The organism is Paraburkholderia agricolaris (assembly GCF_009455635.1).
Classification (GTDB): Bacteria; Pseudomonadota; Gammaproteobacteria; order Burkholderiales; family Burkholderiaceae; genus Paraburkholderia; species Paraburkholderia agricolaris.
In genome coordinates, this window is the sequence record NZ_QPER01000002.1 from 3,566,920 (window position 1) to 3,579,658 (window position 12,739).

At 62.9% G+C, this 12,739-nt stretch carries 9 protein-coding genes; 3 read left to right on the plus strand and 6 right to left on the minus strand.

Annotated features, from left to right (window positions below; translation table 11 throughout):
* Window positions 1–35 precede the first annotated feature (35 nt).
* Complete coding sequence (locus GH665_RS37210; RefSeq protein ID WP_153141989.1) at window positions 36–785, minus strand: SDR family NAD(P)-dependent oxidoreductase; 750 nt, start codon at window positions 783–785, stop codon at window positions 36–38.
* 129 nt (window positions 786–914) lie between these two features.
* Here GH665_RS37210 and GH665_RS37215 point away from each other — a divergent pair, with 129 nt between their 5' ends.
* Complete coding sequence (locus GH665_RS37215) at window positions 915–1,835, plus strand: LysR family transcriptional regulator (protein WP_153141990.1); 921 nt, start codon at window positions 915–917, stop codon at window positions 1,833–1,835.
* Window positions 1,836–1,958: 123 nt separating this feature from the next.
* Here the strand turns inward: GH665_RS37215 and ppnP are convergent, their stop codons facing one another.
* Together ppnP and GH665_RS37225 are read right to left on the minus strand one after the other, a co-directional pair.
* Complete coding sequence (ppnP, locus tag GH665_RS37220) at window positions 1,959–2,279, minus strand: pyrimidine/purine nucleoside phosphorylase (protein WP_153141991.1); 321 nt, start codon at window positions 2,277–2,279, stop codon at window positions 1,959–1,961.
* Between the two features lie 223 nt (window positions 2,280–2,502).
* Window positions 2,503–3,243, minus strand: a complete 741-nt coding sequence (locus tag GH665_RS37225; RefSeq protein ID WP_153141992.1) for a hypothetical protein — start codon at window positions 3,241–3,243, stop codon at window positions 2,503–2,505.
* A 263-nt stretch (window positions 3,244–3,506) separates the two neighbouring features.
* On the opposite strand from GH665_RS37225, the gene GH665_RS37230 reads away from it, so the two are divergent.
* Window positions 3,507–4,151 (plus strand): helix-turn-helix domain-containing protein, encoded by a 645-nt coding sequence (locus tag GH665_RS37230; protein WP_153141993.1) that lies wholly within the window; start codon window positions 3,507–3,509, stop codon window positions 4,149–4,151.
* 29 nt (window positions 4,152–4,180) lie between these two features.
* Here the strand turns inward: GH665_RS37230 and GH665_RS37235 are convergent, their stop codons facing one another.
* Both GH665_RS37235 and GH665_RS37240 read right to left on the minus strand, forming a co-directional pair.
* Window positions 4,181–7,216 carry an FAD-binding and (Fe-S)-binding domain-containing protein gene (locus tag GH665_RS37235; protein WP_153141994.1) on the minus strand — a complete coding sequence of 1,012 codons (3,036 nt, stop codon included), beginning with the start codon at window positions 7,214–7,216 and terminating at the stop codon, window positions 4,181–4,183.
* A gap of 52 nt (window positions 7,217–7,268) precedes the next feature.
* Window positions 7,269–8,306, minus strand: a complete 1,038-nt coding sequence (locus GH665_RS37240) for a DUF1338 domain-containing protein (RefSeq protein WP_153141995.1) — start codon at window positions 8,304–8,306, stop codon at window positions 7,269–7,271.
* A gap of 168 nt (window positions 8,307–8,474) precedes the next feature.
* On the opposite strand from GH665_RS37240, the gene GH665_RS37245 reads away from it, so the two are divergent.
* Window positions 8,475–9,413 (plus strand): LysR substrate-binding domain-containing protein, encoded by a 939-nt coding sequence (locus GH665_RS37245; RefSeq protein ID WP_153141996.1) that lies wholly within the window; start codon window positions 8,475–8,477, stop codon window positions 9,411–9,413.
* 30 nt (window positions 9,414–9,443) lie between these two features.
* Here the strand turns inward: GH665_RS37245 and GH665_RS37250 are convergent, their stop codons facing one another.
* Window positions 9,444–12,650, minus strand: coding sequence for an autotransporter family protein (locus tag GH665_RS37250; RefSeq protein WP_153141997.1), 3,207 nt, complete (start codon window positions 12,648–12,650; stop codon window positions 9,444–9,446).
* Between the last annotated feature and the right edge of the window lie 89 nt (window positions 12,651–12,739).

The following is a 12,739-nucleotide window of genomic DNA, read 5'->3' on the forward strand; positions in this document are numbered from 1 at the left end:
AAAATTGGACACTTCGGGTAGATAAAACCGGTGCGCTATTGCGCCGTATAGGCGCCGTCGACCGCGATGTTCTGTCCGGTGAGATAGCGCGCCTTGTCGCTCGCAAGGAACACAATGGTCTGGGCGATCTCATCCGGGGTCGCGGCGCGGCGTGCCGGTATCGTCGCGAGGAAACTGGCCTTGCCTTCTTCGCTGCCGCCGGCAAAGCGATCGAGCATTTCGGTGGCGACCGGACCCGGCGCGACGGCGTTGACGCGTACGCCCACGGCAGCGCCTTCGAGCGCCGCGCTCTTCGTGAGCCCCTCAACCGCATGCTTGCTGGCCGCATAAACCGACGCGCCCGCAATGCCGACCTGGCCCGCGATCGACGAAAGATTGATGATCGAACCCGCACCCTGCGCCAGCATCACGCGCATCTCGTGCTTGAGCGACAGCAGCGTGCCGAGCACGTTGACCGAGAACGTGTCTTCGTAATTGGTCGCCGTCTGCTCGACGATCGGCGCCAGTTGACCTTCCGTGCCGGCGTTATTGACCGCCACGTCAATGCGCCCGAACCGCTCGACGGTCTGCTCGACAAGGCTGCGCACTTCGGCTTCGAAGCGCACGTCGGCGCGCAGGAATTCGGCTTCGACGCCGAGCGCGCGCAGTTCGGCGGCAAGCGCCTGGCCCGCCTCTTCGCGACGGCCGCTAACGACCACGCGGTTTCCTTCGCGAGCGAAGGCAAGAGCGGTAGCGCGGCCGATGCCGGTCAGCGCGCCAGTGATAAGGACGACGGGTGAGTTCATGGCGGTACTCCTTGGATTGGGTTGAGTCGAATCGCGGTTGCGATGACTGAACTTTGACTGATTCCAGATTGGCGATATAGCTGGTGTATGCTCATATAACCGATTCCACCCAGGAATATATTGAGCAAAATGGATAAGCTGCAGGCAATGAGGACTTTCGTGCGGGTGGTGGAAGCGGGCAGCTTTTCCGCGGTCGCGCACGAGGCCGACACGACGCAAAGCGCTGTGAGCAAACAGGTCGCCGCGCTCGAGCGTGAACTGGGCGCGCGGCTGCTGACGCGAACCACGCGTTCGCTTGCGCTAACGGAAGAAGGTGAGCGCTATTTCGAACAGGCGCGGCGCCTGGTTGCGGAGATCGCGGAGGCCGAAGGCGCGCTGCGGCGCGGCGAACAGCAACTGACGGGCTGGCTGCGAATCGCGGCTTCGGTCGGCTTTGGGCGCCTCAAGCTCATGCCTCTGGTTCAGTCGTTTCTGGCAGAACATCGGGGTGTGAAGATCGACCTGCGCCTGAGCGACGGTTTTGTCGATCTCGTGGAACAGGGGATCGACGTCGCGGTGCGCATCGGCGATCTACCGGACAGCAGCCTCATCGCGCGTCGCGTTGGAACGGCCCAGCGGATGCTGATGGCACATCGCAACTACGTGCGCTCACTGCCCAAAGGAACGAAGGCGCCGCGCGTTCCCGACGACCTGGTCGAGCACAACTGCATCGTCTACACGGAACTGGCGATGCGCAACGCGTGGCGTTTTACGGCAGGGCCTGGCGCGGCAGACCCGGTGGGAACGACGCGTATCGTGCGGGTCGAAGGCAATCTGCAAACCAACAGCAGTGAGGTTATGCGGGCGTCGGTTCTTGCGGGTATGGGTATCGGCTATTCGCCGAACTGGCTGTTCGATGAAGAGTTGGCCAGTGGCGAAGTGCAAAGGATGCTGCCGGACTGGGAAACGATCCCCATCCCGATCCATCTGGTAAGCCCAATGGAGCGCCGGCATTCGGCCAAGGTCAAGGCGTTCGCCGAGCATGTCGGCAAGGCAATGTCTCGCAGTTGAAAGACCACTGAGGCTACCGCGAGCCTTCAGGCCCGGTGGTCTCCAGACGTTCTTGCGTCAGACCGGCAGCGCCCGGATTTTTGCGGCGGCAACACCGCGCGCGCCGGCTCGGATCGACAGGCTTTACAGATAGCTGCAAACGTAGTCGAGCGTTTCGATCACGTCGATATCGAAGCGGCTCTTGCCGGGCACCGGGAACGACTCGCCAGCACCGTACGTCTTCCACTCGTCGCTGCCTTCGAGGCGGATGCGGCACTGGCCGGCCTGCACTTCCATCAGTTCCGGTGCGTCGGTGCCGAAGTTGAGCGCGCCGGGCAGGATAACGCCCAGCGTCTTGCGCGTGCCGTCGGCAAAGAGAACCGTGTGCGAGACACACTTGCCGTCGAAGTAGACGTTGGCTCGTTTGATAACAGAAACCTGATCGAATTGCGTTGCGGCCGTCATGGCGGTCTTCCTCTGGATCATCGTGAATGGATGCGTTGGCGCCGGGTGGCCGCAGCGGGCGATAGGCACGATAGGCAATCTGCGCGAATCGTCTGCGCGGGCTTTCGGGTTGGCGCCAGCCCGCCATCATACAGGCGGCCTATGGCGCCGGTCAGCGTCCTGCGTCGAATGGCGGCCCTGTTCGAGCGACGCCGCGGCGTGGCGGTCGTGGCGGTCGTGGCGATTAATCCGTCCGCTGCCAACGGCCAGACTCCGGGCACACCATGACCGGTTCGCCGTTCAACCGGACTTGCTCGGCATCCAGGTGCGACGCGGTCGAAGGATCGACGTCGAAGGCAACCTCAAGCGAGCGCCCGACATGAGCATCTTCTACGGGTAGCTCCCACGTCAGAAACATCTGGACGTAATCCTGATCAGGCCTGAAGTCAGCCGCGTCAAAGCCGCCGCTGTGGCGCTGAATGACACCATGAGGCTGGCATGTGTCGAACATCAGCGCCGTGCCGCGAGTCAGCGGAATGCGCAAGTCCAAAGAGGGGAAATGCACGTCCAGCCCCTTATCCTCGCTCAGGAAAAGATTGCAGAAGACAGCGCCGCCATATTGCTCACCGTCATGGTGGTACCTCGCGCCGCGGCAGGCCATAAGGGCGATATCGCTGGCAGCCAGTACCCCGGGCAGTCCAAGCGCGCCCGTCCAATCGGACATGGATTGCACGCAGCGCGTGTAGTCCGGCCAGCGCATCCGCGCGCGCGCCAGTGGCATGACCTCGACGTCGCCAGGTTCGAGGACCATGCGCGACGCTATCTCCCTGTCCCAATCCGCCAGCAGACGTGTGGGCAACACGGGCACGTCGACCGTGCCGGTTCGCACGATGTCGCTCACACGCCGGCTGCGGATAGTGTCGCCACTCCAGAAATAAGAGGTCAGCCCGTCTGGCATGCGATGCGGTTGAGAGGATGGATTCATCCGGACGATTGTAACGATTCCCGTGGATCGCTTCGATCGCTGGGCAAAACGCCGAGTCAATACGTGGAAGCGCAATCTCGCCCGTTGGAACAATGAGCCCATAGCGGCAATCACGCCCCGGGCCGTCCCCCGTCCCTCGTTTCCGATGCGAAAGGTTCGTGAACACTCATCGCCGAAGCGCCTCCGGCTTCAGCCACTGACTCAAATGTTATGATCGGAAACATCTGACGCCTCACCAGGGGCGCGCATTTGAGCCACACCCCATGGACACCCACCTCACCAGACCCGCCGACCCCTCCACGACCGACCTCGGCCGCCGCGTCCGCGCCGCCCGCCAGGCGCAGGACTTGACGCTGGAAACTGCGAGCCGCCTGTGCGGCGTCTCCCGTTCTACGCTGTCCAAGGTCGAAAACGGCCTGATGTCCCCGACTTTCGACGTCCTGCAGAAAATCGTGCTCGGCCTGAAGATCGAGATCGGCGAACTGTTTGGCTCGACACCCAAGGTCAGCGCCAGCGGTCGCCGGGCATTGACCCGCAAGAACGAAGGTCAGCGCCACGCGTACCGCGGCTATCAGATGGAATTACTCGCCACGGATCTGGCGCACAAAGCAATGTTGCCGTTCCGTATCCGCATTTCGGCGCACACGCTGGACGCGTTCGATGACTGGGGCCGTCACGAAGGCGAAGAATTTCTGTACGTGATCAGCGGCAGCGTGTGCCTCTATTCCGAGCTGTACGCGCCGACGCATCTGAACGCCGGCGACAGCCTTTACTTCGACAGCCGCACCGGCCACGCCGCGGTCTCCACCAGCGACGAAGACGCCGAAGTGTTGTGGATGGCGACCAGTGCCGATATTCCGCAGACTTCGGCTACGGCTACGGCTACGGCAGAAGCGCCGAAAAAATAACGAAGGCGTTTGGCGCGCGCTACCGCACTTCAATAACGCGCCGCCAACGCCCGCTGTGCCAGTTGCGCGATATGCATTGCATGTTGACCCGTCCCCTGCTCGATCTGCTCACGGCAACTAAAGCCGTTGGTCAGCACGATCGTTTCCGCATTCGCAGCGGTTGCGGCACGCACGGCAGGAAACAGCCTGTCTTCACCGATCTTCTCCGATAGCGCGTGATGCTTGTCGTTAAAGCCGAACGACCCTGCCATTCCGCAGCATCCGGTATCGAGCAACTTCCATTTCACGCCGAGCTTGTCCAGCAGCGCGGTATCGCCTTGCATACCGAACAGCGCCTTCTGATGACAATGCCCGTGCACAATCACGTCCGCGGCGAGCGTCGGCCATTCGAACGGCTGACGCGCGACGAAATCGGAGAACAGAAAAGTTTGCGCCGACAGTTGTTTCGCTAACGCATGACCGGGAAGCTGCTTTAGCAACTCGTCTTTGAACACCGATAGACAACCGGGCTCAAGGCCGACCAACGGCACGCCCGCGGCAATATCGTCGCCGAGGTCATCGAGAATCGTGGTCAGCAACTCACGCGCACGATCGAGCAAACCGAAGTCATAGAGCGGACGCCCACAACACAAACGCTTCTTCGGCAGCACGACGTGCCAGCCCAGTTGCGTCAGCACATCGGCAGCAGCCTGCGCGATCTCGGGCGTAAAGTGATCATTGAAGGTATCGACCCACAGAATGACTTTCTTTACCTCACCATCAGCATGAGCGCGAGTATGAGCGCGAACGTCGCCCTCGGTCTGGAGCGATCGCTGCGCAATCTGCCGGTAAGTTCGCACGGCAAACTTCGGCAATTCCCGCGCTTGCGCCACCCCGGCAGCCCATTTCCCGAGTGCAGCCAGGCCCGGCGCTGAAGTCATGAAATTCGTCAGCCTCGGAAACCTTGCCGCCCACGGCGCCCATTCGCCGATCCGCCCCATGAACAACGCCTGACGCGGCCGACGATTCGTCTCGTAGTAATGCGAAAGAAACTCCGCTTTGTACGACGCCATATCCGTGCGCGTCGGGCAATCGGATTTGCAGCCCTTGCACGCGAGGCAGGTATCGAGCGCCTCCTTCACTTCGCGGCTTTGCCAGCCGTCGGCGATCACATCGCCTTGCAGCATTTCCCAGAACAGATGCGCGCGGCCACGTGTCGAGTATTGCTCTTCACGTGTTGCTCGATAGCTCGGGCACATCGTGCCGCCTTCGAGCGAACGGCACTTGCCCATGCCGATGCATCGTTCGATCTCGCGCTGAAAGCCGTCGCCTTGCTGGCTGGCGAACGTAAGCTTTGTTTGCAGAGTCACCGGTTTGTACGCGGGACCCATGCGCAGATTTTCGTCGACGCGATATGCATGCACGACCTTGCCGGGATTCAGTCGATTGGCGGGGTCCCAGATCGCCTTGAACTGCTCCATGGCCTGCATCAGTTCAGGGCCGTACATGATCGGCAGAAACTCGGCCTTGGCCTGACCGTCGCCGTGCTCGCCCGATAGCGAGCCACCGAATTCGACTACCAGCTGCGCCGCCTCGCGCAGAAACTTGCGCCACGTCGCGACGCCTTCCACGCTGCGAAGGTCGAAGGTAATGCGCGCGTGCACGCAGCCGTCGCCGAAATGGCCGTACAGACTCGTCTCGTAGCCATAACGATCCACCAGTGCCTGAAACGCGCGCAGATAATCGCCGAGACGCAACGGATCGACCGCCGCATCTTCCCAGCCGACCACCGGATCGGGCGTGCCGGCATCCACCGACAAGGCCACCGCGGACGCCCCGGTCTCGCGGATCGACCACACCTTTGCCTGCAATGCGCGATCCTCGACGAGCATCGCCGACACATTCGGCCCCGCTTCGCCCGACGAAAAGTACGCCGCGGCGGTTTGCGCCTGGCGTACCGCATCGTCTTGCGTATCGGCGCCAAATTCGAGTACGACCCATGCATCGCCTTCCGGCAGCAACGCAATCTCGTCCTTCTTCAAACCCCGCGCCTGCAAGCCACGGATGATCGCGCGGTCGAGCCCCTCGATCGCGATTGGCCCGCAGCGCATGAAATGCGGCACGGCATCCGCAGCGGTATAGATATCGGTGAAGCCGACCACGACGATCACGCGTTTCGCCGGACTCTTCACGAGCCGCACTTTCGCCTGCAGGGTCACGGCGCACGTGCCTTCGGTGCCGACCAGCGCACGCGCGACGTTAAAGCCGTTTTCCGGCAGCAGTTGATCGAGATTGAAACCCGACACGCGCCGCTTGATCTGCGGGAATTTTGCGCGGATCTGATCGGCGTAGGTGTCGCGCAGTTGCTTGAGCGCGGCGTAAATTTCACCCTGGCGGCCGCCTGCCTCAATGATGCGGTCGAGTTCGTCGTCCGGCGTCGGGCCGACCCAGAAGCGCGCGCCATCGAAAGTCGCGATTTCCAGCGCCTCGACGTTCTCGACCGTCTTGCCGGCCATCACCGAATGCGCGCCGCACGAGTTGTTGGCGATCATGCCGCCGAGCGTGCAGCGACTGTGCGTTGCGGGATCGGGGGCGAACGTCAGGCCGTGCTGTTCCGCGGCGTCGCGCAAGGTGTCGCACACTACGCCCGGTTCGACCAGTGCGATACCCTCGACCGGATTGACCGACACGACGCGGTTCACATACTTGCTCGCGTCGGCCACCACCGCGACGTTCACGCATTGGCCGTTCTGCGACGTGCCGCCGCCGCGCGGCAGGAAAGGCACGTCATTGCGACGGCAGGCAGCAAGCGTTTCCAGCAGATCGTCGACATCCGACGGCACGACCACGGCGAGCGGAACCTGCCGATAGTTCGACGCGTCCGACGCATACAGCGCTTTCGAGCCCTGATCGAAGCGCACTTCGCCGCGCACATTGCGACGCAGGTCGGCTTCGAGCGCCTGCATCACCGTGGCAGTCCCCTGAAAGGGTTTCGCAACGCGCGGCGCTTTCAACGCGCTGTCAGCCGCGGCACGCAACGAAGCATTCACGCCCGCGCCCTGCTCTTCATCCAATGACGTTCCCACCGCGTCCCTCACGTCTCGTGTCCAACGCCCGCGCCATGATCCGAACTGCGCATCACGCAGCCTGGCTCGCGGTCATCTTGAAGATGCCCTGCGCGTTGCCCGCGTCGAAACGCAGGTCCGTTTCCCAGCGGCGCGCGTCCTGGTCGAAAGTCCGCTTGCGCGTGATGAACTCGTAGAACGATCCCGGCACCTCGCGCGTCACGATGCTGCCGTCGACCGCACGGAATTCGCGCCGCACGACATCCGCGCGGTACGCGGTCTGAAACACGCGGCCCGAGCGCGAACGCTCGACTTCCGGCTTCATCGGCCGACCTTTCGCCTTCTCGTCGTCGGCAAGCTTGAACACGTCCGCGACGCGATCGGTAGCGTGATTGAAAGCGTTGCCTTCGGTCGCGATCCATGCCATTTCCGCCGACTCGTTCAACAATACTGCGTAATCGGCTTCGCGTGGCGTCTCATGCTGACGTGCGAACGCGCCGACGATCACCGGCAGCAGTGCATGGGCCGCCTCCAGCGGCAGCACGCCTTCGCGTTCGAGCTCCCACAACTGGCCGGCCGCTTGCGGCGTCAGCGGATCGCGCGAAGTGCCGATCACGTTCGTCACTGCCTGCTGGAATGCCGTCGAGAATCGCTCGGGATGCAATTCGCTGACGAAGAACTGCGCGATTTCATCGGGCGCGTCGTCATGCGCCCAGGCACGGCCTGTCATGCCGAGACGGTCGAGCGGATAGCGGCCATTGATGCTGAAACCAAGCGGCCGCAGGATGCGCGCGAAAGCCGCCTCACCGGGCGGCAGCGCGCCACTTCCGGCCCAGCGCACGGTGCGCAATGCGCCGTGGTCGAAGTAGACGCTGCCGCCGGCGGCAATCGTTTCCTCGGTGTACTGGCGGCCATTCGCCGAGCGCCCCAGCAGGTCCTCAAACAGCGCCATGTTCATCGCCTGCGCCATCTCGGCGCGTGTGACGGTGCCGTCCTCCCATTCATTGAGAATCAGCGGATGATTCAACGTGGCGAACAGCCTCGCGGTTTTCTCGGCGCCGAGCAGTTTCAGCAGCAGTTGTTCGACATTCGCATTCTTGATGTTTCGCATATCGGTTCCGGGCGGAGTGCGGTGAGTACGCTTTCGTGTGCCTGAAGACGGTCTGTCGGCACGGCTTCAGGACGCAAGCGCGGCATCGTTGGATGCGAGATTATTCAAATCCGCAGCGCCGCCGTAAAGCGAGATAAAATCGCAACTTGATGCGTTTTTGGAATCAACATGCGAAAGTTCAAGATCCCCAACATGGGCGCGCTGCTCGCTTTCGAAGCCGCCGCGCGGCACGAGAGCTTCACGCATGCGGCACGCGAACTCTTCCTGACCGAAAGCGCGGTGTCCCGACAGATCAATACGCTGGAGAGCAATCTCGGCGTGCGGCTGTTCGTGCGCGTCAAACAGCGCGTGGTCCTGACCAAGGCGGGCAAGGTCTATAGCGCGCAGGTGCGGCGCTCGCTGGAACAACTGGACCGGGACACGCTGTCGATCATTGCGCATGGCAGCGGTGGCGGGTATCTGGAACTGGCGGTGCTGCCCACTTTCGCCTCGCAATGGCTGATTCCGCGACTGGCGGCATTCAACGCGCAGCATCCGGATGTGCGGGTCAATATGGGCGTGCGCACCGGCACCTTCCCGTTCGCCGAGACGCATTTCGAAGCGGCGATTCACTACGGTAAGCCGACATGGCCCGGCACGTCGGCGGAATTTCTGTTCAGTGAAGAAGTTGTGCCGGTCTGTGCGGCGAGCTTGCTGACGCGCCCGGTTGAAACGGCGGCCGATCTGCTGGACTACCCGCTGCTGCATTCCACCACCCGGCCGGACGGCTGGGCGTCGTGGTTCGCCGGTCTCGGTGTCGACGATAACCGGACGATGCAAGGGGTGCGCTACGAACTCCACACCATGCTGATCAGTGCCGCCGCGGCCGGTCTCGGCATCGCACTCGTGCCACGCTTTTTCGTCGATACACAACTCGGGCAGTTGGGACTCGTGATCCCGCTCGACGCGCCCGCGGTCGCTGACTCGGCGTATTACCTCGTCTATCCGACCGAGTTGAGCCACGGTAAGCCGCTCACGAACTTTCGCGAGTGGCTGCTGCGGGAAGCGGCCGCATACAGCGCGGGGAATCCATCGATAGCAGGACCCGACGACGCCAGCGACGCCTGATCGCGCGGCGCCCAGGCGTCGCCGCCTGCCTTACCAGCGCCAACGCACGCCCAGGTCACCTTCGACGGTACGTTGATGGGCACCGCCCAGATTGAACAGATATCCCGCCGTTGCGTAAACGCTGACGGTGTTGTTCAGTCGGGCCGAGATGCCTGCGCCGACGTGTCCCTCCGTTTGACCGACCGTCGTCGGAATCGCCGTGGTGCCGGCAAAGGTCGCCTCGTCCGTACCGCCGAAATAACGCAGCACGTTGACGCGTACGTAGGGCTCCCATTGAGTCCCGAGCGCGGAGAATTGCCCCAGCAGCCGCGCACCGATGCGTCCGATCAGGCCACTCGCGCTGTGGAACGAGACGGTGGAGACACCATCGTTCAGATCATTGATATGCGTGTGCTGGTAGATCAATTGCAACTGCGGCTCGATAGACAGATTTAGCGGCAACGGAATCGGCAAGCCGGCCTCCACCGATGCCGTGAACGCGTTGCCATGCGTGGTCGCGCCGATGTTTTGATTGGAGCGCGGATCGATCGTCATCGTGCTGCCCATCAACACGGTATCCGTATACCAGCCGCCGGGTCCGATGTGCGTCCAGTAGCCGCCAAGGCTGTATGAATTGATCGACAGATGACCGGCCGCGAAATCCGGTTGCGCGAGCGCGAAGCCGTTGACGTCACCCGTCGCGCGAGCGTAGCCGAGTATGAAACCGTAGTGATTACGGTGGCCGCTCGGACTCGAATCGGCATAGAGGTCCTGCCCGACTTGTGCGCCGACGATCGAGCCGTCGAATTCCTGGTTCACGGCGCCATCATTTCCCTGCACAGTGTGTCCGCCCCATACGCGGCCCCATCCTGCCGGCACCACGCCGTTTTCGTTCAACAAACTCTGTGAGCCTTGCCGATCGTGGAAGGTACCGATCTGCTCGACGGCGAGTTCGCGCGCCAGTGACGGTATTTCGGCATAGACCGGCACTTCCATGCGGTAGATCGGCACGGGTGTCGCGGTGTTGGCTGAGGCGACGGGCAAAGCTGGCGCGCCAACCGCGAGGACTGGCGGTGGAACCGCTGCGGGCGCGGGAGTCGGTGCCGGCGAAGACGTTGACGTTGGCGTTGGCGTTGGCGTTGGCGTTGGCGTTGGCGTTGGCGTTGGCGTTGGCGTTGGCGTTGGCGTTGGCGTTGGCGTTGGCGTTGGCGTCGGTGTCGGTGTCGGTGCAGGTGCAGGTGCAGGCGCAGGTGCAGGTGCAGGCGTAGGTGCAGGTGCAGGTGCAGGTGCAGGTGCAGGTGCAGGCGTCGGCGCAGGTGGCAAGCTCGAACGCAAATACCAGTCGTTTTGCGTGCCCGGCGTTACCCCGCCGTGATACAGCGCGTAGGTATAAGCCCCCGCGCTGACGCTATTGCCTTGAGCGAACGCGCCGCCTGCGGTCGTGCCGCCGTTGGTCGCCTGCACCACCTGAATGCCGTTGCCGACGGTCAGCCCACCCGTTCCACCGACATTGGTAATCCCAAGCGTTGTCGTTCCGCTCGCCCGGCCGCCACTGATCACGACCTTGTCGGACGGCGAATTGTCCGCACCTAATTGCGTGCTAAGCGCGGCCGTCGCATTCTGCCCGGTATAGTTCCCCGCGACGGTCAGTGTATTGCCCACGCCATTGCCCGCAATCTGCGCGAGTCCCGCGTTAACCACATTGCCGTTGACTGTGAAGTTGCCATTCGGCCCGCTCGAAAAGGCCGCCAGCGCATTGGCGACGCTCAACGTGCCGTTATTGGTGACGTCGCCCGTCACGCTGCCATAGCCACCGAGCGTCGCGCCAGCAGCAACATTGACGGTCCCGCCGCCGCCGAGCGCCGCGTTCGGGCTCGCGGCATCGCCAACCGCGAGCGTGCCCGCGCTAACCGTCGTGCCACCGCTGTACGTGTTCGCGCCATCCAGGATCAGGCTGCCCGAGCCGGCTTTGGTCAGCGCCCCCGAGCCCGTAATGTTCTGTGTGATGGTCGACTGGAAGCCCTGCGTATCGATCGTGCCGCCGCCCGCCGCGACCGTGATAGGCCGGGTACCGGCCAGATTAAAACTGGTACCCAGTTGCAGCGTACCGCCGTTGAACGTCACGCCACCCGTTGCCGCACCGAGCACGTTATCCGCCGATGCCGAGAGCACGCCTTGCGTCAGCACCGTACCGCCCGAGTATGTGTTCCCGCCGGTTGCCGTCGGCGCGAGTGTCAACGTGCCGGCGCCGTCCTTTTCCACCGATCCGGTACCCGTGATAAGACCCGCGTATATACCGTTGACGGTTTGCGTGAATTGCACGAGGCCGTTATCGGTAACGGTCGGCGGCAGGCTCTGTGCGGGCGCCTGAAGTACGCCGCCTGAATCGACGATCACCTTGCCCGTGTACTGCGAGTTGTTGCCGTTTAACACGAGCGTGCCTTGCTGCACCTCGGCGACCGTCACGCCGACGATCGAACCGGTCAGCGTCCAGGTACCACTGTCCTGCTTGTACAGACTCTGGAAATTCTTGATGCTACCGGGCAGTGAAGCGGTACCTGTGCCGTTGAGCGTGATGACGTTGTTACCGCCGCCGCCGTCGAAGTTGCCGGTGATGACCGATCCCGTGTAGAGATGCAGAGAGTCATTGCCGCCCGCGAACACCAGATTGCCGATTACCTGGCCGCGGTTCGTGAAGTCCACCGCGCCATTGCCCGATGCGCCGATCACGCTACTCGGCGCCTGGATAATCCCCGTCGCGTTGTTGATCACCGTGTTGGTGCCGGACGTGTTCTGAAACCAGATCGCAGCCGAATTCACACCGCGGATCGTGCCGCTGTTGATGACGGTATTGCCGCTGCCTTCGGGGTTGACCGCCTCGGCAGACCCCTGTGTTCCAGACGAAATGACGGTCCCACCCTGCTGCACGGTCAGCGTGCTGTTATTACGGAAATCGATGGTGTTGGCGCCGGTGCCGTACAAGCCGTTGTTCGTCTTCGCGGTGTTCTGGACCAACGCGCCGCTCGATACGGTGATGTTGGCATTGTCGGACACAGCAATCGCCGTTGCATCGCCGACCACCACCTGGGCATTCGACCCAATCGTGACGGTCGCGCCTGACGCGTTGCTCGGCCCCGTGCCGATAGTGGTCGTCCACGGTGAAGGCGCGCTGGTGTCGCAGGTGGTGGCATTGCCGGCACTGGTGCAATTCGCGAGCGCCGGAAGCGGCAAGCAGGCGATGACGGCAGAAACTGCCATTGTCGTCGCGGGGAAAGGCAATCCTCGACGCCCGCGCAAACTGATTGCAACCGCGTTGGCGGGCCATATATTGATGTGATCGGAAGGAG